Source organism: Wenyingzhuangia fucanilytica (assembly GCF_001697185.1).
Taxonomy (GTDB): domain Bacteria; phylum Bacteroidota; class Bacteroidia; order Flavobacteriales; family Flavobacteriaceae; genus Wenyingzhuangia; species Wenyingzhuangia fucanilytica.
This window is the reverse complement of record NZ_CP014224.1, coordinates 2,116,748-2,139,373: the sequence shown is the minus strand read 5'-3', so window position 1 is coordinate 2,139,373 and position 22,626 is coordinate 2,116,748. Positions and strand designations below refer to the sequence as shown.

Below are 22,626 nucleotides of genomic sequence, written 5' to 3'. Positions count from 1 at the left end.
TATTAGCTATTTTATTGATAGTCAATCACTAATTACTTTAGTTGGATAGAAAGTTTTTTCTTTCCTTTTTCATAGGTGTATACGTTGTAGTTGCACAAAAATATAGCGATATATTTAGCTATATAAACACCTATCAACAATGGAATAAAAAGAGCAAAACCATTATCTACAATATTACAAGTTAGGAATAGAGCGGTTAATGGAGCATGGATGGCTGCGCTTAACATAGCGGCAGCTCCAATTAAAGCAAAATTTAATACAATTAATTCTGTGTCAAAAAAGTGATTGCAAAACAAAGCAATAAAAATCCCTAGAATAGCTCCAGTTACAATACTTGGGGCAAATACACCACCATCGCCACCTGCACCTAAAGTTAAGGAAGCTGCAATAGGTTTTAAAAAAACAATAAAGACTAATGAAGCAATAAAACCTATAGAGATAGTTTGATAATTAGGGGTTAATATTAGCTCTGGTATTGCATGATAACTATCACCATATAAAGCAGGAAATATAAAAATTCCTAAACCAACCAACAAAGCTCCTGTATTAACACGAATGAAATTACTTTTTATTTGGGCAAATTTGGTTTTAATAAAAATGACACTTTTGGTAAAGAAAACCGCAACTATTCCTGCTAATATACTAAGTAGTATCATATAAGGAATGGCATGGTAGTTCCAGTTAAAAACTTCAAAATCAAATAGTTTTTTGTTGTCAAAAAAGAAAATAAAAGTTTGAGCAATAGCTATAGAAATGGCACAACTTAAAAATAAAGTTTTGTTTACTTTACGTGAAATAACTTCTATTGCAAATAAGAGTCCTGCAATTGGGCTTCCGAACAAAGTGGTAACCCCAGCGGCAACTCCAGCACAAATTAATTCTGTTTTATAGGCATTGGCAACTTTGTCTTTTTTATAAACACTACTTCCAATGGCAGCAGTTGCTACTACAGTAGAAACTTCTATTCCAGTAGATCCACCAAAAACTACAGTTAAAAAACCATTGATGTAATGTGATGGAATTTTATAAAAAGGCAATTCATCTTTTCTTTTTTCAAGGGTGTTAAAAATTTCTTTAATCCCTTTATTCTGTTTTCCTTTAAATAAATACTTTCTGGTAAAATAAATAATAGTGATTCCTATTGAAGGTAAAAATATATAGAGTACAGGGAAGTGTTCTATGTTTTCTAATAAAGATTCTTCAAAAAAAGCGGTGCTATTTTTTAAGGAAACTCCTAATAAAGTTGCTAAAATCCCAACCCAAATAGAGTTTAATATTAGGTTGTAGTATCCTTTTCTAATCACTTCTTTTCTCATGATAAAGATAAATTTAAGGCTGTAAAGGTAATGGATTTAAAAGATGTATAAGGTTTCTTTAATAGTAGTTTTTAAGAAGTACTAATTGATTTTTTTTAATATGCAGCTGTAATTTTTTTCATGATTCAATAAGACTAATTTTATATGATAAAGTTTAATTGTTGAATATTATGCTTCGATACTTCGGTTAACTCAATACAAGCTTAGTTCGGCGTGACATTTTAGAATGAAGTAAGGTTTTTATGTTTCAACGAGCTTAGTATAACAGTTTATTATTATAAAATGTTTATTTCTTTTTAGGATTATCAGTCTGAGCCTGTCGAAGACTATTTTGAGAAAAATGAACTAATTTTTGATAATCTTCATCAATCAAAGCTTGTTTTTTACGTCTACTCCATCCTTTTAGTTGTTTTTCTTTAGCAATAGCTATTTCAGGATTTGTAAATTCTTGTAACCATACTAATTCTACAGGAAGTCTTCTATATGTGTAACTATTAAAATGTTTTCCAGATTGATGTTCTTCTAGTCTTCGTGTAATGTTGTTGGTAATACCAATATAAAAACTGTTATCTGAGCATTTTAGGATGTATACATAATAAAACATTGCATTAGAATAATAAATAAAACTCGCACTTCGACAGGCTCAGTGTGACATTATTTATATTAAGAATTTTATTCTTAGAGTCAGTCTGAGCTTGTGTTGATAGAAGATTAATCTATATATCTTTTCGTGATATCACCATAAGCATCAATTCTTCTGTCCCTAAAGAAAGGCCAAATACGTCTTACGTCTTCAGTTCTTTTTTTATCAATCTCTATCACTTTGGTAAGTTCTTCCTTTTGATTGGCTTCCCAAATAATTTCTCCTTGCGGACCTGTAATAAAACTAGTTCCCCAAAATTCAATTCCGTTGGTCACACCTGTCCAGTCTTTTTCAAAACCAACTCGGTTTACAGCAATTACTGGTAATCCGTTAGCAACTGCATGTCCTCTTTGAGAAATCATCCAAGCTCCACGTTGACGTGCTTTTTCTTCATCAGAATCTGTACTTTCGTATCCTATGGCAGTTGGATAAATTAACATTTCTGCTCCAGCCATGGCCATTAGTCTAGCTGCTTCTGGGTACCATTGATCCCAACAAACCAAAACGCCTAATTTTCCTACTGATGTTTGTATAGGGTTAAAACCTAAATCACCAGGAGTAAAGTAGAATTTTTCGTAATAAGCGGGGTCATCCGGAATGTGCATTTTTCTATAACGTCCAGCTTCGGTTCCGTCTTTTTCAAAAACTACAGCAGTGTTGTGATAAATTCCAGGTGCTCTTTTTTCGAACAAAGAAGTAACCAAAACAATGTTTAATTCTTTAGCAATGGCAGCAAACTGGTTATAAGACGGTCCAGGAATAGGTTCGGCCCAATCAAACATATCAACTTCTTCGGCTTGGCAAAAATAGATTCCTGTGTGTAGTTCTTGTAAAACAACTAGTTCAGCTCCATCTTTTGCACATTGTTTAATACCTGCAATAGACTTATCAATATTATCTTGTTTGTTTGTTGTACAGATTTGTTGTACAATTCCAACGTTTAATTTGCTCATGAAAGGAATGTTATACTTTTATAAAAAAGATGTCAATTTGGGTGAGTTCTCGATACAATTTCTCGTGCCTCTAAATTACTCGAACTGACATTTTAAATATACAATAGATTTTAGGTATTAAGAAATATTTAATTTCACTTTTTCAGGATATTGCATGCTAATACAATGTAAAGACCCATGTTGATCTATTAATGCTTTACAGTTTAATCCTACGACTTTTCTATCTGGAAAAATAGTTTGAATAATATCTAAAGCTTCTTGATCTTGAGGAACGTTGTAGGTAGGCACCAATACTCCGCCATTTACGATTAAAAAATTAGCATAAGTAGCAGGAATACGTTCTCCATCATCATCAAAGCAAGCATTTGGCCATGGCAATGCAATTAGGTTATATGGCTGATTATTACTGTTGCTAAATGTTTTTAATTGGGTTTCCATTTTTTGTAAAGCCTCAAAATGCTCATCTTTTTCATCATCACATTTTACGTAAGCAATGGTTGTTGAGTTACATAACCTAGCTAAAGTGTCTATATGAGAATCTGTGTCATCACCAGCTAAATATCCATGGTCTAACCATAATATTTTTTTCACCCCAAAGATTTCTTTTAAATAATCCTCAATTTGATTTTTAGTCATGTTAGGATTACGAAATTTAGACAACAAACATTCCGAAGTGGTTAATAAAGTTCCTTCTCCGTCTGATTCAATGGCTCCACCTTCTAAAACAAAATCTATGGTTTTGATATCAGTGTTTTTAAAGACAGAAGTTTTTAGGTTTTGGGTGATTTGATTGTCTAAATCAGCCTCAAATTTTTGTCCCCATCCATTAAATGTAAAATCTAATAAAACTGGTTTTTCATCTTTTAAAACAGTAATAGCTGCGTGGTCTCTTGCCCAAGTATCGTTTGAAGGAACTTGAACAAAATAAATAGGATGTTTAGTTTTTTGATTAAAATATTGTTGAACAGTTTGTGTGTTAAAACAACCCACTAAAACAGGTTGAAAATCTGCTGTAGCATTTATAATATCAACAAAACAAGTAACTACCTCATTATACATATATGCCCAGTCACTCTCAGGGTGTGGAAAGGTAAATTGTATAAAACTTTGTGCTTCCCATTCGGCAGGAAGCCTGTTGAAATTAGACATGATTTAAATAAATTGTAACCGAGCAAAAGTAATTTTTTTTAGTAATGTTTATTTATTTTTTACAAAAATTAATTTGTGTCTACTGTTGGTGTTTTCTCGTTGTTCAATTTCAATTTCGTTGATGGATTTTATCAAGGGAGTTAATTTTTCAAAACCATAGTTTCTAGCATCAAAACTTGGCATTTTTTTCTGAATTAAACTACCTACATCACCTAAGAAAGCCCAGCCATCATCATCAGAAACATCAGAAATAGTAGCTTTAATTAGTTTGATTAATTTAGGGTTTATACTATCTATATTTTCTTTATCTGCTGATTTGTTATTTTCTTTTTTGTCTTGGCCTTTTCTTAAAACTTCTATGTAAATAAATTTATCACAGGCAACAATAAATGGAGTAGGGGTTTTCTTTTCTCCAATTCCAATAACTTGCATTCCAGCTTCTCTTAACCTTGTGGCCAATCTTGTAAAATCACTATCACTAGAAACCAAACAAAATCCATCTACCTTTTCGGAGTATAGAATATCCATTGCATCTATAATCATGGCAGAATCTGTGGCGTTTTTACCAGATGTATAGGCGTATTGTTGAATAGGAGTGATGGCGTTTTCTAACAATAAATCTTTCCATTTTCCTAAGTTAGGTTTGGTCCAATCTCCGTAAATTCTTTTAATGGTGGGGTTTCCGTATTTGGCAATTTCTTCCATCATTTCTTTAACGGGGGAAGAAGGAATATTATCTCCGTCTATTAAAACGGCTAATTTGATGTTCATTTTTATCTTAATTATCTATTTTCAATTAAGATACAGTAAATATTGCGGGGAAAAAATTAATGCTGCAAGACTTTTAAAATTGCATTCCCACTTTAAAATTTAAAATTCTACCAGTCAAAATATTTGGAACACTGTTATAACGTTGGCTATCTACATCATATATCCAAGTATTGGTAGTGGTGTTGTCAATATCAAATATGTTAAAAAGTTCAACACCTAGCTCTAATTCCTTAAATCGACTTAAAAAACCAGAAGCATATTTTTTGTTTTGATCTACAATAATATACGAAGCTCCCAAATCTGCTCTTCGGTAGGGTCTTAAGCGAGTTTGGAAATCATATCTATCTACATTGGTGCTGTTATCAGCTCTTGCATTAATAGGAGCTCCACCGGGTAGACTACTATTTAAAACTAAGTTTAAAAATACTTTAAAATTGGGGTTACTTGGTACGTAATCTTGAAATAACATGGCCAACTTAAAACGTTGATCTGTTGGTCTAGCAACATAACCTCTATTGTTGGTGTTTTCTTCTGTTTTTAACAATCCAAAACTAACCCAGCTTTCTTTACCAGGAACAAACTCACCACTCAATCTTAAATCTAATCCTGTGGCATAAGCCTCGGTATTGTTGTTGGCATCATATCTAACTCTTACATTGTCTAAAGAATAAGCGTTTACATGGTTTAGTTGTTTGTAGTAAATTTCGGAAGTCATTTTAAAAGGACGTTCCCACATGGTAAAACTATATTCGTTAGAAAAAACATAATGTATAGATTCTTGAGCTTCTACATTGTATTGAATTTCTCCTTTAGCATCTCTTAATTCTTTGTAAGATGGAGGTTGGTGATAATATCCGGCAGATAAACGAAAAACCATATCTGTATTTTGCCAATCAGGTTTTAAAGAAAGTCTAAAACGTGGGCTGATAACTTGTTTTAAAGATGAATTGGTTTGGGTATTGATGTTTTTTAAATACCATAATTGAGATCTAATTCCGGCGTGATGCCATAAAATATTATTCCCTATATACCATTTTTTGTTCCATTGAAAATAACCAGATAACCTGTTGATGGTTACATTGTTTTGTGCTTTTACATTGTAGTATAAATCAATAGGAGTGATGCTAAAATCAGGAGCACTTGTAGGTGTAGATGGATTGGCAGTGTTTGGATTTCTTAGTGTGTTTCCGTTATCATCAATGGCTTTCCATTCATTAATTCTATCTCTAATATTTTCACTTTGGAATTTTGCTCCAACCTCAAAATGATGTTCGTTTATTTTGTGTTGAAGAGAAACTTTTACGTTTTGAATTAAAATATCTAAATCGTTTCTAGCATGGTCTAGTTGAGTTCCTACTCCAGAGGTGTATAAAGGTTCACCATTTACAGGATCAACTTCTGCAATACTATAAGCTCCATAAATATCATAATACTCTTGTTCTTGAGTGTTGAATGCAGAAGCAGTAACATCTAACTTAGTGTTTTTAGAAAAATTGTATTTATAACTTAAGGCCCCAAAGTAAGTTTTAAAATCATCTTGCTCATTTCCTTCGTAAAAAACAACCAATTCTCTAGGTTGAAACAATCCACCAAACTTTGTAACTCTAGAAATAGGAGTAAAGTTGTAATTGTTCATAGCAATATTTCCTAAAAAATCTAAACTACTTTTGTTGTTGATTTTATAAGATAAATAGGTTTGTATATCTGCAAAAACAGGCTTAAAGTTGGTTTTAGTGTCTTTACTATTCACTAAAAGTTGGTTGTTACGATATCTGGCTCCAATTAATGTTGAAAGTTTTTTGTTTAAAAATAAATTCTCGTAGGTATAACTAGCACCTAATAAATTTAAGTTTACTGTAGAAAGTTCTTTGGTTGGTTTTTTATAATGAATGTTTAAGACAGATGATAGTCTATCACCGTATTTGGCTTCAAAACCACCTGCAGAAAAATTGATGTTTTCTGTCATGTCAGAATTTAAAAAACTCAATCCTTCTTGTTGACCAGATCTAATCAAAAAAGGACGATAAATTTCAATTCCGTTAACATAAACTAAATTTTCATCAAAACTCCCCCCACGAACGCTATATTGTGTACTTAATTCGTTACTATTGTTTACACCAGGTTGCGTCATTAATAAATTTTCAATTCCGGCATTGGCACCAGGAATTCTTTTAAACTTTTCGGCTTTTAATTTTACAACACCCTCTTGTGCTGCTTGATAACTTTTAATAGTTATTTCTTCAATATCATGGGATTGAATTTTAAGTACAGGAGAGAATTTAATGGTTTTGTTTTTATAACCTTTAAAACTTTTAACAACAGTTCCATAACCTATATAAGAGAATTTTATTAAGGTTTGTTCGTTAGCCGGAATTTCTATTTGGTAAGCTCCATTTTCATCACTAAGCATTCCTTTTTGATTGTAGGTAATGCTAACACCATGTAAAGGTTCTTTATTTTCGTTAGTAATAATACCAGCTACATATCCTGTTTGAGCAAACAGCATAGCGGTTGTTAAAAAAATAATGAGGTTTAAAAATGTTTTCAATAGTAGTTTTATTTGTAAAAGCTAGCTTCGTAAGTTTTAGAGTTTCCTAAGACATCTTGTACTTTTAATTTAAAAGTATGTTGCTGTTGGGTTGCTTTTAAATCACTTAAATCAAAAAACAATCGATCCTTCTTAGGTTGGTATTCCATTAAAATCCATTTTCCATCAATAGTAGCATAATAATTTTTAATATCAGTTTCCTTGTCTTTAATGTGTATACTCAACGTTTTATGATTGCTTATATTTTGTTTGTTGTAAAAGCTAGGTTTATAAATAATAGGCGCAATACTATCAAATTTTAGATAAAAATCACCTAAATATTTTGTGTTGGTGTATATTTTATTGTCTTTTTTATTAGTGCTAACATAATTGAAATGACTCCCACTTTTATAAGCAAAATACACATACTTTTTTTCTGTAGCTGTTAAACTATCTATAAAATAAGTTAAAGTATAGCTTTTGTTTAATGGCAATATTGGCTTATGAACGTGAATCATATTTTTATCTACACTGTAATCTAAATATACATCTTTGTAAAAAGTATTTTTAGGAAATCTAAGTTCAGAGTTCCCTTGTTTAAAAACAGTGTATTTATTTTGATTTATATGATAAGGAGTTTGTAAGTTTTCTTCAATAATTGGTGTAATAATTTTGTTTCCTTTTATAGGAACTCTTATGGTAGTAGTGTTGTTAGCAAAATCTTTTATAATAATCTCTACACGATAATGTTCTTCGTTTTTAATATTTAAAAACCCTTTGTTTTTATCGGTTTTGTAAATAGATAATCTATTTGCAGGTTCTATATAGGTTTTTTGATATTTTTTATAATGCTTAGCATAGTGTTCGTAATCAATTAATAAGTTGATATACTTACTTTCATCAAAAGCAAAAGTTTCTAAATCGTGATGATAGACCAAAGTATCGTTTACAGTCATATCAATACTATAGACTCCATTTTTGTTTGCTGCATGGTTAAGCAAATCATAAGTATTAATTTGCAAACCTATTTTTCCAATAGCCTCTACTTCGTCGGAAACATATAAATGGCTGTTGATTTTTTCAACATGAATATCTTGAGCAACAGGTAGTTGATTTACTGCGGCATTTTTACCAATAGGAGTAACTCTAAGTCCTCCAAACCTAGGAGTAATATTATCGGGTACTTCTAATCCAAATAAAAGAGGGTTGATGATTTTTTCGGTTTTTGTATCTCTAATTTCAAAATGTAAATGTGGAGCAGTTGAGCCGCCAGAATTTCCCGAATAGGCAATTATTTCATCTTTTTCTATAACCAATTCGTCCCTATTAGGAAAAACTTGAACCTCAAAAGACTCTTTTGCATATTGTTTTTGTTTGATGTATTTTTCAATCTTATCACTAAACTTTTCCAAATGCCCATATACAGTTGTAAAACCATTTGGATGGGTAACGTATAAAGCTTTTCCGTATCCCCAAAGAGAAATTTTAATTCTAGACACATATCCTTCTTTGGCAGTATATACTTTTTTACCACTAACTCCTTTGGTCTTAATGTCAATACCAGAATGAAAATGATTGGTTCTTAATTCACCAAAAGTTCCAGCAAGTATAATAGGGAAGTCTAAAGGATTTCTAAAATCATTTTGAGGGTATTTTTGTTGTCCAAAAGACATACAAAAAGTAAATAAGCAAAGTAAAAAGTGTTGTTTTTTCAAAAAAAATGCATTTAAGGGTTTCACAAAAATATTATAATATCTTAAAAAACACTTATAAAACTCTGAGAAACAATCTCAATAAGGAAATTTGTAATTTGCTGCATAAAAAATTGGATTTAAGAATAACAATGCTATTTTTGTAAATAAGGTTTTAGCGACAATAACTATGGGAAGTCAACAAAATATCATTGCCACATTAGAGGCTAATATTGAACAACTTCTGGAACGCTACGAGTTTTTACAAAAAGAAAATCAGATTCTATCTAACAGTAATTTTGTGTTACAACAAAGTAACAAAGGCTTAGAAGATGAGATTTTATTTTACAAGGAACAGTTGCAGGTGTTAAAAATTGCTAAAACTATTGGAGGCAGTGAAGGATATAAGAAGGATACGAAAGCTAAAATTGATTTTTTAGTTGCAGAAATAGATCAATGTATTAAAGAATTAAATACATAAGCTCTTTAAAATGGCGGATACATATAAAATTAATGTAGCAATAGGCGGTAGGAATTACCCTATTTCTGTAAATTCTACAGAAGAAGAACAAGGGGTAAGAGCAGCGGCTGTAAACATTAATAAGTTAATTTCAGATTACGAAAGTAATTATGCAGTTAACGATAAACAAGATGTATTGGCGATGTGTGCCTTACAGTTTGCATCTATTATAGAAGTAAATAAGGTAATAAAAGACGAAGAAAATAATGCAATAATGACTAAATTATCAAAATTAAATGGTAAATTACAATCGTATTTAGATAAATAAAGTTCTTTACATAAAAATAAAAACACTGCCTACTTTGGTTTTCGTTTGATAAACTCAACATTATATCTTTAAAAAGGATAAGTCTATTGTGTTAAAGCGAGCTGTAATTTTATACAGATACTTGATCACAATGTTAGTCCTAAAACATGTTTTTTGGAGTTTATAAAACTAACCTTAGTAGGTTTTTTTATATATAATTTAACTCAAAATAATGAACACAACCATAATACTCGTTGCTGTTGCGGCCTTAGTCGTAGGATTTGTAATAGCAAAAATGCTGGAGAAATTCAAGGTTTCTCAGCTTACGGTTCAAGCAGAAAAAGAAGCCGCTTCTATTGTTAAAGAAGCCAAATTAACTGCAGAAGCCGTTAAAAAAGATAAAATTTTACAGGCCAAAGAAAAGTTTATTGAACTTAAAACGGAACACGAAAAAGTAATTTTAAATCGTGAGAAAAAAGTATCTGAATCTGAAAAAAGAGCTAAAGACAAAGAAACTTCTTTAAATAAGGAGATTGAACGTGAAAAAAAGTTAAATAAATCCTTAGAAGACAAGGAATCGGATTACAATTACCGTTTAGAATTCTTAGAAAAGAAACAGGCGGAATTAGATAAGATGCATAAAAAACAAGTAGATATTTTAGAATCTATTTCTGGGTTATCTGCTGATGAAGCTAAAGTTCAGTTGGTAGATTCTTTAAAAGCCGAAGCTAAGACAGATGCAATGGCTTATATTAGAGATACCTTGGAAGAGGCTAAGTTAACTGCAGAGCAAGATGCTAGACAATTGATTTTAAACACGATTCAAAGAGTGGGTGTAGAGCAATCTATAGAAAACTGTGTATCTGTGTTTAATATTGAGTCTGATGATGTAAAAGGACGTATTATTGGTCGTGAAGGTCGTAATATTAGAGCGATTGAAGCTGCTACTGGAGTTGAAATTATTGTTGATGATACACCAGAAGCTATTATTCTTTCTTGTTTTGATCCTGTTCGTAGAGAAATTGCTCGTTTGTCTATGCATAAATTAGTGACAGATGGTCGTATTCACCCAGCTAGAATTGAAGAGGTGGTTGAAAAGACTGAAAAACAAATCAACCAAGAGATTATTGAAGTTGGAAAACGTACTGTGATTGATTTAGGAATTCATGGTTTACATCCTGAATTGGTTAAAACTATTGGACGTATGAAGTTCCGTTCTTCTTACGGACAAAACTTATTACAACACTCTAGAGAAGTAGCTAACCTATGTGGATTAATGGCTGCTGAGTTAGGATTGAATGTAAAGGCTGCAAAAAGAGCAGGATTACTACATGATATAGGTAAAGTACCAGATACTGAAAGTGAATTACCACACGCATTATTAGGTATGGAATGGGCTGAGAAATATGGAGAAAAGCCTGATGTATGTAACGCTATTGGAGCGCATCATGATGAAATTGAAATGAAAACGATGTTGGCGCCTATTGTTCAGGTTTGTGATGCAATATCTGGAGCAAGACCAGGAGCAAGACGTCAGGTATTAGATTCATATATTCAAAGATTAAAAGATTTAGAAGATTTAGCGTTTGGGTTTACTGGGGTTCAGAAAGCTTATGCAATTCAAGCCGGACGTGAGTTACGTGTATTGGTAGAAAGTACCAAAGTAACCGATGAACAAGCGTCTGATTTATCGTTTAATATTTCTCAGAAAATACAAACTGAAATGACTTATCCAGGTCAGGTAAAAGTTACCGTAATTAGAGAAACTAGAGCAGTGAATGTAGCGAAGTAATTTACAATATGCAATTGACAAAGAACAATTGTTTGTTGTTCAAAAAAAGCGTTTTTAGAAATTTCTAAAACGCTTTTTTTTATGTTTAGTTGTTCTAAGCTTATATTTAAGGTCATCGAGCGAAGTCGAGATGCACTATCTTGAGGTAATGTCAACTTTTCACCTAAATATTAGGAAGTAATCTCCAAAAATATTTTTTTCGCTAATCGCTAATCGCTAATCGCTAATCGCTAATCGCTAATCGCTAATCGCTAATCGCTAATCGCTAATCGCTAATCGCTAATCGCTAATCGCTAATCGCTAATCGCTAATCGCTAATCGCTAATCGCTAATCGCTAATCGCTAATTCCTCGCTCTAGGGTGAAACTTATTTACAACCTCACTCAGTTTGGTTTTATCAACATGTAAGTAAATCTCGGTAGTGGTAATACTTTCGTGACCTAATAAAGCTTGAATAACAGTTAAATCGGCACCACCATTTAGTAAATGACTAGCAAAAGAGTGTCTAAAAGTATGAGGGCTAATTGTTTTTTTGATGTTTGCCTTTTCTGCCAATTGTTTAATGATGGTAAAAATCATTACCCTTGTTAATTGGTTTCCTCTTCTGTTTAAAAATAATACATCTTCTTTTCCTTTTTTGGCGGGGGTTAATGGTCTTTGTTGTTGAATATAATTATTAATGATGTTTTCTGTGTATAGATTTGTAGGAACCAAACGTTGTTTGTTTCCTTTTCCTGTAATTTTTATAAATCCTTCGTCAAAATATAAATCGGAAATTTTTAGGTTGATGAGTTCGCTTACACGCAATCCACATCCGTATAAAGTTTCTAAAATCGCTCTATTTCTTTCTCCTTGTGGATGAGATAAATCAATAACATCAATTATGTTGTTGATTTCTTCCTCGGATAAAGTATCAGGGAGTTTTAATCCAATCTTTGGAGATTCTATAATATCCATGGGGTTTATTTCTCTATAGTTCTCCATCAATAAATAATCAAAAAAAGAAGAAATACCAGAGATTAGTCTGGCTTGTGATCTTGCTTTGTGGGTTTTTGAATACTGATAGATAAAGTCCTGTATATCGGAAGTTTTGATGTTTATAGGGGTGATTTCTGAATCTTTAAAATAGTTGCTAAGTTTTTCACAATCTTTTTGATAATTGATGATGGTATTGTGAGACAAGCCCTTTTCTATAAGCAGGTATTGAGTAAATTCTTTGATGTAAGTAGTCCAATTCATTATAATGTAAAAATAAGGATTAAATACTTAGGTGGAATAAGTATTTTTAACGTGATATTATAGTTTGTTTACCGTATTGCCTTGGTTTTTTCTTACTTTTGAACATTATTCAAAAATCCATCAAGATGAAAATTTTAATCTTAAACGGTCCTAATTTAAATTTATTAGGAAAAAGAGAGCCGGAGATCTATGGTTCAGAAACTTTTGAGCAATATTTCGAGAAATTAAAGGTTAAATATTCAGAGATTTCTTTAGAGTATTTTCAGTCAAATAGTGAAGGGGCTTTGGTAGATAAAATTCACGAAGTTGGATTTTCTTACGATGGAATTGTAATGAATGCTGGGGCATACACACATACTTCGGTTGCTATTGCAGATGCTATTAGTGGTGTTACCACTCCGGTGGTAGAGGTGCATATTTCTAACACACACAAAAGAGAAGCTTTTAGACATAAATCTTTTTTGTCTCCCGTTTGTAAAGGAGTGATCTTAGGTTTTGGTTTAAAGAGTTATGAGTTAGGAGTGGAGAGTTTTATTAAGTAAAAAATAAAGACATTGAATAAAAATCAAAATTGGTTGTACGAAATTACGCCAAAAAATGGCTTATTAGATTTAAATCTAAAAGAGGTTTGGCGATATAGAGATTTGTTATTTCTTTTTGTGAAGCGTGATATAGTAACAGTGTATAAACAAACTGTTTTAGGGCCGTTGTGGTACTTATTAGAACCTTTGTTTACAACAGTTGTATTTACACTTATTTTTAACAATGTTGCTAATGTATCTACAGGAGATACTCCATCATTTTTGTTTAATATGTCGGGGATTATTGTTTGGGGATATTTTAAATCCTGTTTAATTTCTACTTCTACTTCATTTTCTTCTAATGCAGGAATTTTTTCAAAAGTATATTTCCCAAGGTTAATTGCCCCGTTAACATCAATAACATCTAACTTGTTTAAGTTTGGAATTCAGCTTTTTATTTTTTCTGCCTTTTATGTATATTATCTACTTACAGGTACTAATCTTCATGTAAAAGCAATCATATTATTATTTCCATTTATGATTATTTTGATGGGGCTATTAGGTTTGGGGTTAGGTTTGATTATTTCTGCTTTGGTAACAAAATATAGAGATATGAGGATTCTAGTAAATTTTGGATTGCAATTGTTGATGTATTTATCTGCAGTGATGTATCCTATTTCTTTTTTTAAAGAAAAAATGCCTGAATATTCATGGATTGTAGAGTATAATCCTTTAGCAGGTATTATAGAAATGAGTAGATATTTGTTGTTTGCAACAGATGGGTATCAATTTGATATAAAATTATTTATCACTACTATAGGTTTAATTTTTAGTCTTCTTTTTATAGGAGTTATTGTTTTTAATAGGTCAGAGAAAAACTTTATAGATACTGTATAGTTTATGAAAGAAATTATTTTAAAAGTTGAAAACTTATCTAAACAATATCGATTAGGTAATGTAGGATCGGGAAGTTTGGTAGATGACTTTAAAAGGTTTACCCATAAGTTGCGTGGAAAAGAGGATCCTTTCTTAAAAATTGGTGAAACCAACGATAGGTCTCAAAAAGGGAACTCAGATTATGTTTGGGCATTAAAAGATATCAATTTTGAGGTTGAAAAAGGAGATGTCATAGGGATTATTGGTAGAAATGGAGCTGGGAAATCTACTTTGTTAAAAATTTTATCAAAAGTAACGGGACCTACTACCGGAGCTATTAAATATAATGGGAAAATTGCGTCATTATTAGAAGTAGGTACCGGTTTTAATGGAGAAATGACTGGGCGAGAAAATATTTTTTTGAATGGAGCTATTTTAGGAATGACTAAAAAAGAAATTCAGTCTAAGATAGATGAGATTATCGCTTTTTCTGGTTGTGAACGTTATATAGACACTCCTGTGAAAAGATACTCAAGTGGAATGACGGTTCGTTTGGCATTTGCTGTAGCTGCTTTTTTGGAACCTGATATTTTGATTGTTGACGAAGTATTAGCTGTTGGAGATGCTGAATTTCAAAAGAAAGCCATTGGTAAAATGAAAGATATTTCTACTAGTGGTGGACGAACGGTACTGTTTGTGAGTCATAATATGGCTTCTGTGAAAGCTCTATGTACAAAAGGAATTCTTTTAGCGAATGGTCAAGTTAGCTGTCAAGGAGATATTAATACAATTGTAAAAAAATATGAAGAGCTAAATAATACAGATGAAATTCAAGTAGATTTAGCATCACATAAGAGAGCAAATAATTTAGGAAAAGAAGTGTCATTTACAGATCTTAAATTTTATAATTCGATTGGAGAAAATACTTCAAGTTTCTTTTTAGGAGAGAAGTTTTCAATCGAACTTGAAGTTGATGGGCATTTATTAAGTGTGGATGGATTAAATTTAGGAGTTCGCTTTGAAACAAAGAATGAGATTTATATTGCTAGTTGTTTGAGTGGAGATTCAGATACTTATTTTTCTACAAAGATTAATAAAAGGCAAAAAGTTATGATGTCATTTGATCATTTTACTCTTACTCCAGGAGAGTACTGTATAACAATATCAATAAGAAAAGGTAAGCTTTTCTATGATCAAGTAATTAGAGCAGCCGAATTTACGGTATTGCCATATGGTAAGGATAAGAAAACTATTTTTAATAATGCATGGGGGTTGGTTAATGTAAACTCTAATTGGAAAACAGTTTAATATGCAAAAATACACTGTGAATAGTTTACTTTATGATGGAAGTAATAAAGAGTTAAATGAAATTTTTGCTCCATTATTAACTTTAAACCCTAGTAAAATACAAGTATTTGTACATGGTAGTTGGTCAGATAATTCAAGAACTTCTTTCTCTGATTTAGATGATTTTATTATAATAGATGATGATTATTATGACTTGGTGAAATCTAAGTTAGATGAAGTAGCATTTAATTTTCAAAAGAAAGATCCTTTACAACACCATGGTCATTGGTTAGTTAAAAAAAGCCAGTTGAGGAGGTATGATAATTCATATATGCCTCTTTTTATTATGAAAGAAGCCCTATGTGTTTTAGGGAATAATCAAATAATAGCCTCTATTAATAAACAAGATAGCATTAATAAAACTGTTGAAAGGATAAAAGGTACTTGCAAAAACATCACATTTTTTTATCAACAATATAAAGAGGGATTACTAAATATTTATGATTTAAAAAGGTTTGTAGGTTCTGTAGTGTTATTACCACCACTTGTATTCCAGATAAAAGGAAGTGATTTAGATAAACGGACTGCAATTTTAAAAGCTAATTCACTATATTCAAAAGAAGTACTTAAACTTATTCAATGGAGTACAGAATGTAGAGAGAATTGGAAGTTAATAGTTGAAAATTCTGGCTTTTTAGAATTTTCAAAGAAATTACAAGAATTTGATAGTGCAGAAAAATGGCGAGAATATGCGTCTTTAAACTCTCCAGTTTTAAATTATCATAATTTAAGTTCTGTCGTTTTAAATGATGAATTAATTGATGATTTTATTAAGGAAACCCTTCTTTATATTGACGAACTTAAATTTAAAAATAAACAAGTTAAAGAGTATGAGGATGCCTTTGAAGAGGTTAAAAGACTGAGTATAGAATATAATGCAATTATTGTTGGACAATTTGGAAGTATAAAATATCCTTCAATTTCAGATTTAGATGTTTTTATTTGTTTTGAAGATCATGAATATAAAAAAGGATGTTTGGCAATAGATGATTTTATACGAAGTGACGAATCTCTTTCTTATCTTTTTACTCACAGTCCTTTGTATGTTTGCAAATCTATGTTACATGATATTAAGTTTTTACATACAATATATGATTTAAACATTGTCTATAATCCTTATGAAATAAAAATAAATAAAGAGTTAGATAAAGGATATCAAAATTTTTTAAATATTGCTTGGTCTTATTTAATTATACAGACAATGAATTCAATATTAAGTAATATAAAATATTATGATATTAGAACATTATTATTGTCTCTTAAAAACGCACAAACTTCTGTTTTTAATATTGAAAAAAGATTAGGAATTGCTTCAGAAGAATTAGTCATTAATCATAATACTAGGGTTATGGTGTTAAAAGAAGGTATTAAAACTAGAGATTTGGTAGAGTCTGATTATCAGAGAGTTTATTTAAAGTTGAATAGGCTATTATATGAACTAGATAAGGGAGAGCAATTATTAAAAAAGGAGTTTAAAATTTCAGATGTTCAATATAAAACCACAGATAAGACATATGTTAAGGGGAATGTGGTTTATCTGAATAAAGTTTTTTCAAATTTAATATACAATATTTATAAAAAACATGATAAATATTCAAAAATATATCTTAAAACTGTAAGGAAAAATTTAAAACTTCACCAAAAGTTTGGAGGTTATATAAACACATATATATGGGTTGTTCCATATAATTTTGTAAACTACAATCTAAAGAAAAAAATAAAACGAAAGTTGAAGTCAGTATTGTTGAAAATTGTAAAAGGTATATCATGAAAGAGATAAATATTGCACTTATTTCACCAAGTAAAAATGCATATTCCGAAACGTTTATTCAGCAGCACAAAAAATATTTAAAAGGGAATGTTTGGTTTTATTATGGAGGATATTTGCCTAATAGTTGTGAAAAAGGTTATCCCATAACTAGGAATAAATGGAAAAAAAAATATTTTAAATTTTTAAATAAAACAGGTTTAACAGAGTTGACTATTCATGAACAATCATTAAAAGCTTCTTTTTTAGGTAACAATATCCAAGTTGTAGTTGCTGAATATGGTTTAACAGGAGCAGCTGTATTGAATGTCTGTAAAAATTTAAAGATACCATTGATTCCTATTTTTCATGGTTTTGATGCAAGTATTAAAGAGATTCTAGAGAAGCAACAAAGCAATTATAAAAAATTATTAAATTATTCAGATAGTGTATTAGCTGTTTCAAATGCTATAAAAGAGACTTTAATAGCTTTGGGAGGAAAAGAATCTAAAATATATGTCTCTCCATGTGGACCCAATCCATCTTTTTTTGAAGTAAAGCCTAGTCGAAAAACGTCCAACTTTATTGGTATTGGTAGATTTGTAGATAAAAAAGCCCCTTATTACACCATATTAGCCTTTGCTGAGGTGCTTAAAAAATTTCCAGAATCTAACTTAACTATAGTTGGAGAAGGTGGTTTATATAATACCTGTGTAAATTTAGTAAAGTACTTAGGTTTAGAAGAATCTGTTTTTTTACCAGGAAAAATGAGTCCAGAAAAAATAAAGGATCTTTTTACAGGTGCATTTGCTTTTGTACAACATTCAGTGGTGGCATTAAATGGAGATTCAGAAGGAACACCAGTAGCTGTTTTAGAAGCCTCGGCAGCTTCTTTACCAGTTGTATCTACGTTACATGGAGGTATTTCAGATGTAATTATAAATAATAAAACAGGTTTTTTAGTAGAAGAACATGATGTTTTGAATATGGCTAAAAAAATGATTTATTTATTAGAAAATCGAAAAGAGGCAGAAGAGATGGGAAGTTTCTCTAGAGATTTTATAAAACAAAATTATACCTTAGAAAAACATATAGGTATGATTAATCATTTAATAAATAAAGCGATTATAAAGCATGAATAACCCTTTAGTTTCTATCATCATTCCAACCTATAATAGAGCTCATTTAATTGGAGAAACGTTGGATTCTGTAATAAAACAAACCTATTTAAATTGGGAATGTATTGTGGTAGATGATGGTTCTACAGATAATACTATAGAGGTTTTAAAAGAATATACTGATAAAGATAGTCGTATACAGTATCACCACAGGCCAAAAGAAAGGCCTAAAGGAGCTAATGCGTGTAGGAATTATGGGTTTGAGTTGAGTAAGGGGGAGTATATAATGTTTTTTGATTCAGATGATTTAATGTTAAATCAAAAAGTAGAAATACAATTAATTGATTTATTATCTGGAGATTATGATTTTTCGGTAACCCAAACCGAACAATTTAAAATGCCCGAAAATATTTCCAGAGGTATTCGTTCTGAAACTTTGATATCGAATAATATAATAGATGATTTTATCAACTTTAAGTGTTTTTGGTTACTTCAAAGTGTGCTTTGGAAAAAAGAATTCTTGTTAAATAATAAATTAAAATTAAATGAAAAATTATATCAAGCACAAGATTATGAATTTCATTTAAACGTCTTTAAGTTAAAGAAATACTCTTATGCTTCAAATGATATAGTTACAACACATATGTTATTACATGATTCTAATATGAGTAATTCTACAACCAATAGTATAGAGAAAATATGGTCAAATGCTTATGTAAACCATAAAATAGTTAGTGAGTTTAATAATGAGATTAATGAGGAAACTAAAAACTCTGTAATGAGTAAACTTGTAAAATATTATATAAATGCTTTAAGAGAAAAACAAGTAGTTTACAGTGTTAAAATTTGGCTAATGATCATAAAATCTTCTTTAAAAATAAAATGTTCTTTTGGTTTTTATATAAAATGTAGTTTGGCTCTTATATATCCTATAACAGGTGTTGGTTATAAACTAACGAAAATTAAATAGAATGGCATTAATTTCGGTAGTCTTACCTGTTTATAATGTAGAGAATTACATCAAAGAATGTATGGATTCTATATTAAACCAAACCATACAAGATTTTGAGGTTTTAGTAATAGATGATTGTTCTACAGATAAAACTCTTGACATTGTTAGAGCATACAAAGATGAGAGAATTAGAATTCACGAGAAAGAAGTGAATAAAGGTCTAATAGATAGTTTAAACATAGGTTTTAAAATAGCAAAGGGGAAATATATAGCAAGGGTAGATGGTGACGATATTAATGCGCTTGACAGATTTGAAAAGCAATTATTAGTTTTAGAATCAAATTCTGAAATAAAAGCTTGTGGAAGTTGGTTACAAATCATTAATGAGCCTAATAAATTAATTGAACATAAAGAGCAGCATGTAGAAATTCAGGCAGAATTATTAATGAGGTGCCCTATGAGTTTAGGAGCTACAATGTTAGACCGAGAAGCTTATTCACTGTTTAAGTTTGATGAAACAAAAAAACATGTAGAGGATTACGATTTTTGGGCAAGATCAGCCTGGGACTGTAAAATGTATAACATACAAGAGGTTTTATATTATTATAGAGTTCATGGTAATCAAGTCTCATCAGTTTATAATAAAATACAGAAAGAAGGAGATATTAAAATTAAACTAAGTTTATTTAGAAAACTTAATTATAATACAGAATTATATACAGATGTTTTTCTAAAAAAAGTGATGTATTCTAATAAATTTATCACAGTTAAAGAATTTTATTTGTTTTTTAATTGGATTAATATTTTACTTAGGGAAAATAAAAAGACTCAACTTTTTGACCAATTATATTTAAAAGATGTGCTTGATAAAGTTACTAGAGGTATCGTCTATAAAATTTTCTTTGTAGGTAATAGAGAAAATATTGATAAATTATGGAGAGCAAAAGCTTTTCTAATTTTACCTGTTAAAGAGAAAATTTATGTACTGCGTAAAAAGCTGATTTCTTGAAAAAAATATGCTTTAAAATAGGTGAGTTTCCAAATGTATCTGAAACATTTGTGGTAAATCAAATACAGTATGCTATTGATTTAGGATATGAGGTTTCTTTAATAATAGGAAAGCTTAAGTCGGATAATATTAAGTTTTTTTCTTCATTATTTAAACAAAAGTCATTAGAGGTTAATATAATAGATTATAGTGTTCCTAAATCTAAGATAATAAGGTTGGTAAAGTGGTTGAGAATATTGATGTTTAATCTTTTTAGAAGTAAAGAAATAATTAAATTTTATCAATATTCAAAATCATTTAGTTTGAGCCATTTATATATATGGTATTACTATCATAAAATTGTAACAAAAAATGATGTTGTACATGTGCAGTTTGGTACAAAAGCACATCCAATGGATTTTTTTAAGAAATTTTATTCATTTAAATTAATCGTATCTTTTCATGGACACGATGCCTTTTTTCCTATAGGTCACATTCAACAAAAAGGATATTATGATTTGCTTTTTAAAGTTGCAGATGTAATTAATACCAATACAAAATATTTAACAAATCAACTTATAAATATAGGTTGTCCTAAAAAGATTATAAGAGAAATTCCTGTAGCTGTAGATGTAAATAAATTTAAAAGACAATTTAAAGAAAAAGACAACAAGACGTTAAAGTTGCTAAATGTAGGTCGATTACATCCTATAAAAGGACAGAAATTTTTAATAGAATTGATGTCTAAAGTTAAGGAGTATGAGCAAGATGTTTTTTTAACTATTGTGGGAACTGGTGAATTAAAAAAAGAGTACGAGGATTTGATTGATAAAAAAAATCTTCATTCATATGTTAAAATGGTTGGTGCTAAAACACAACAAGAATTAAAAAAAATATACAATGAACATGATGTATTTCTTTTTTCTAGCATTCCATATAAAAGTAGGGAAGAAACACAAGGTTTAGTATGCTTAGAAGCACAAGCTAGTGGATTACCAATAATTGCTTTTAATTCTGGAGGGGTGAAATATACTTTTAAAAATAATGAAACGGGGTTTTTATGTAACATTTATGATGTTGAAGAAATGTATAAAAAGGTTTGTTTTTTTTATGAGAACAGAGAACAAGTTTTAGAGCTAGGTTCAGAAGGAAGAAAATTTGTAGAAGAGAATTTTTCTGAAGATATTATAAAAAATAAATGGAGAAAAATATATCAATAAATAATAAAATTTGGATAGACTATTTAAGGGTTGTATCTACTTTAGCAGTTATTATAATTCATGTTTCTGCTATAGGGGTAATGACTTTAAATATAAATACTCCAGATTGGTTAATCGCAAATTTTTATGATAGTTTATCAAGGTTTTGTGTGCCTATATTCTTTATGATCTCTGGGGCTTTATTATTAAATAAAGACTATGAATTAAAGAACTTTTTAAGAAAAAGAACTATAAGAATTATACCGCCATTATTATTTTGGAGTACAGTATATTTTACTTTTAATAATAAAAAATATTTGTTAGGGGAGTTTGAATTTATTGCTTTTTTACAAAAAATCACTCGCTCCTTTTTGTATGGAAGCGAATACCATTTACATTTTGTGTATATATTGTTAGGGTTTTATTTAAGTGTCCCGATTTTAAGACAATGGATAAAAAAAAGTTCAACGACTTATATCGTATATTTTTTAAGTATATGGTTTTTCTCTATTTTATATAGAATTCCAAGTATCGTTATTTATCTACCCAAAATAGATATTACAAATTTTAGTGGTTATTTAGGTTATATGGTTTTAGGACATTTCTTATTCAATACAAATTTTAAAGGAAAGTATAGATATTTACTCTTATTTATGGCTAGTGTAGGTATTACTGTATTAGGAACATACTATTTTTCTCTTCGTCAGGGAGTTTTTTATGAATATTTTTATGATTACTTATCTATAAATATAATTATTGCTTCTTCATCTTTCTTTTTGTTTTTTAAAAATAAAAAGATTAGTGTTAAAGGTTTAGATAATATTGTGAGTATAATAAGTAAATATAGTTTTGGTATTTATTTGGTTCATGCTTTGGTTTTAAAATTACTAGTTAATTTAAATATAGACATGTTTATTGTAACTCCAGTTTTAAGTATTCCAATAGTGTCTATTTTGTGTTTAATCATTTCATTAGGAGTTATTGTCTTTGTAAACAAACTTCCTTTTGGTAAATATATTTCAGGATAAAG

20 protein-coding genes and 1 other RNA gene are annotated in these 22,626 nt (G+C 29.9%); 13 read left to right on the top strand and 8 right to left on the bottom strand.

Features of this window, described 5'->3' with window-relative positions:
* Positions 1–32: 32 nt before the first annotated feature.
* From AXE80_RS08585 to AXE80_RS08555, 7 genes are all read right to left on the bottom strand, one after another.
* Entirely contained in the window at positions 33–1,316 is a 1,284-nt protein-coding gene (locus AXE80_RS08585; protein ID WP_206208116.1) for a chloride channel protein, read from the bottom strand.
* A gap of 286 nt (positions 1,317–1,602) precedes the next feature.
* The gene (locus AXE80_RS08580; RefSeq protein ID WP_068826335.1) at positions 1,603–1,920 is read right to left on the bottom strand and encodes a GIY-YIG nuclease family protein; all 318 of its coding nucleotides are present in this window, start codon (positions 1,918–1,920) and stop codon (positions 1,603–1,605) included.
* Positions 1,921–2,027: 107 nt separating this feature from the next.
* The gene (locus AXE80_RS08575; RefSeq protein WP_068826332.1) at positions 2,028–2,912 is read right to left on the bottom strand and encodes a carbon-nitrogen hydrolase; all 885 of its coding nucleotides are present in this window, start codon (positions 2,910–2,912) and stop codon (positions 2,028–2,030) included.
* A 117-nt stretch (positions 2,913–3,029) separates the two neighbouring features.
* Complete coding sequence (locus tag AXE80_RS08570) at positions 3,030–4,061, bottom strand: agmatine deiminase family protein (RefSeq protein WP_068826329.1); 1,032 nt, start codon at positions 4,059–4,061, stop codon at positions 3,030–3,032.
* 48 nt (positions 4,062–4,109) lie between these two features.
* A complete protein-coding gene (locus tag AXE80_RS08565; RefSeq protein WP_068826327.1) occupies positions 4,110–4,832 on the bottom strand; it encodes an NYN domain-containing protein in 723 nt (240 codons plus the stop codon).
* Positions 4,833–4,905: 73 nt separating this feature from the next.
* Positions 4,906–7,380, bottom strand: a complete 2,475-nt coding sequence (locus AXE80_RS08560; RefSeq protein ID WP_237340601.1) for a TonB-dependent receptor — start codon at positions 7,378–7,380, stop codon at positions 4,906–4,908.
* 8 nt (positions 7,381–7,388) lie between these two features.
* Positions 7,389–9,074 carry a M23 family metallopeptidase gene (locus tag AXE80_RS08555; protein ID WP_068826325.1) on the bottom strand — a complete coding sequence of 562 codons (1,686 nt, stop codon included), beginning with the start codon at positions 9,072–9,074 and terminating at the stop codon, positions 7,389–7,391.
* Between the two features lie 166 nt (positions 9,075–9,240).
* Here AXE80_RS08555 and AXE80_RS08550 point away from each other — a divergent pair, with 166 nt between their 5' ends.
* The 4 genes from AXE80_RS08550 to rny all read left to right on the top strand — a co-directional run bounded on the left by AXE80_RS08550 (position 9,241) and on the right by rny (position 11,609).
* Positions 9,241–9,531 carry a hypothetical protein gene (locus tag AXE80_RS08550; RefSeq protein ID WP_068826322.1) on the top strand — a complete coding sequence of 97 codons (291 nt, stop codon included), beginning with the start codon at positions 9,241–9,243 and terminating at the stop codon, positions 9,529–9,531.
* Positions 9,532–9,541: 10 nt separating this feature from the next.
* Complete coding sequence (locus AXE80_RS08545) at positions 9,542–9,838, top strand: cell division protein ZapA (protein WP_068826320.1); 297 nt, start codon at positions 9,542–9,544, stop codon at positions 9,836–9,838.
* 52 nt (positions 9,839–9,890) lie between these two features.
* Positions 9,891–10,000, top strand: a non-coding RNA gene (ssrS, locus tag AXE80_RS08540) — 6S RNA.
* Between the two features lie 49 nt (positions 10,001–10,049).
* On the top strand, positions 10,050–11,609 hold the full coding sequence (gene rny / locus AXE80_RS08535) for a ribonuclease Y (RefSeq protein WP_068826317.1): 1,560 nt from the start codon (positions 10,050–10,052) through the stop codon (positions 11,607–11,609).
* A 342-nt stretch (positions 11,610–11,951) separates the two neighbouring features.
* Here rny and xerD read toward each other — a convergent pair whose 3' ends face one another.
* On the bottom strand, positions 11,952–12,848 hold the full coding sequence (xerD, locus tag AXE80_RS08530; protein WP_068826315.1) for a site-specific tyrosine recombinase XerD: 897 nt from the start codon (positions 12,846–12,848) through the stop codon (positions 11,952–11,954).
* A gap of 125 nt (positions 12,849–12,973) precedes the next feature.
* Between xerD and aroQ the strand changes: the two genes are divergently transcribed.
* Genes aroQ through AXE80_RS08485 form a run of 9 tightly spaced genes read left to right on the top strand, consistent with a single transcriptional unit; the run spans position 12,974 to position 22,624 of the window.
* Positions 12,974–13,390, top strand: coding sequence for a type II 3-dehydroquinate dehydratase (gene aroQ / locus AXE80_RS08525; RefSeq protein WP_068826312.1), 417 nt, complete (start codon positions 12,974–12,976; stop codon positions 13,388–13,390).
* A 3-nt stretch (positions 13,391–13,393) separates the two neighbouring features.
* Positions 13,394–14,266: an ABC transporter permease gene (locus tag AXE80_RS08520; RefSeq protein WP_206208161.1), complete on the top strand. Its 873-nt coding sequence runs from the start codon at positions 13,394–13,396 to the stop codon at positions 14,264–14,266.
* A gap of 3 nt (positions 14,267–14,269) precedes the next feature.
* Positions 14,270–15,553: an ABC transporter ATP-binding protein gene (locus AXE80_RS14280; RefSeq protein WP_083194628.1), complete on the top strand. Its 1,284-nt coding sequence runs from the start codon at positions 14,270–14,272 to the stop codon at positions 15,551–15,553.
* Position 15,554: 1 nt separating this feature from the next.
* Positions 15,555–17,363 (top strand): hypothetical protein, encoded by a 1,809-nt coding sequence (locus AXE80_RS08510; protein ID WP_068826308.1) that lies wholly within the window; start codon positions 15,555–15,557, stop codon positions 17,361–17,363.
* Positions 17,360–18,481 carry a glycosyltransferase gene (locus tag AXE80_RS08505; RefSeq protein WP_068826306.1) on the top strand — a complete coding sequence of 374 codons (1,122 nt, stop codon included), beginning with the start codon at positions 17,360–17,362 and terminating at the stop codon, positions 18,479–18,481. The genes AXE80_RS08510 and AXE80_RS08505 overlap by 4 nt, the downstream gene beginning before the upstream one ends.
* Positions 18,474–19,427 (top strand): glycosyltransferase family 2 protein, encoded by a 954-nt coding sequence (locus AXE80_RS08500; protein ID WP_068826304.1) that lies wholly within the window; start codon positions 18,474–18,476, stop codon positions 19,425–19,427. The genes AXE80_RS08505 and AXE80_RS08500 overlap by 8 nt, the downstream gene beginning before the upstream one ends.
* Before the next feature lies 1 nt (position 19,428).
* Entirely contained in the window at positions 19,429–20,418 is a 990-nt protein-coding gene (locus AXE80_RS08495; RefSeq protein ID WP_068826302.1) for a glycosyltransferase family 2 protein, read from the top strand.
* Positions 20,415–21,617, top strand: a complete 1,203-nt coding sequence (locus AXE80_RS08490; protein ID WP_068826300.1) for a glycosyltransferase family 4 protein — start codon at positions 20,415–20,417, stop codon at positions 21,615–21,617. The genes AXE80_RS08495 and AXE80_RS08490 overlap by 4 nt, the downstream gene beginning before the upstream one ends.
* Entirely contained in the window at positions 21,596–22,624 is a 1,029-nt protein-coding gene (locus tag AXE80_RS08485) for an acyltransferase (RefSeq protein ID WP_068826298.1), read from the top strand. Before AXE80_RS08490 ends, AXE80_RS08485 begins: the two co-directional genes overlap by 22 nt.
* Positions 22,625–22,626 lie beyond the last annotated feature (2 nt).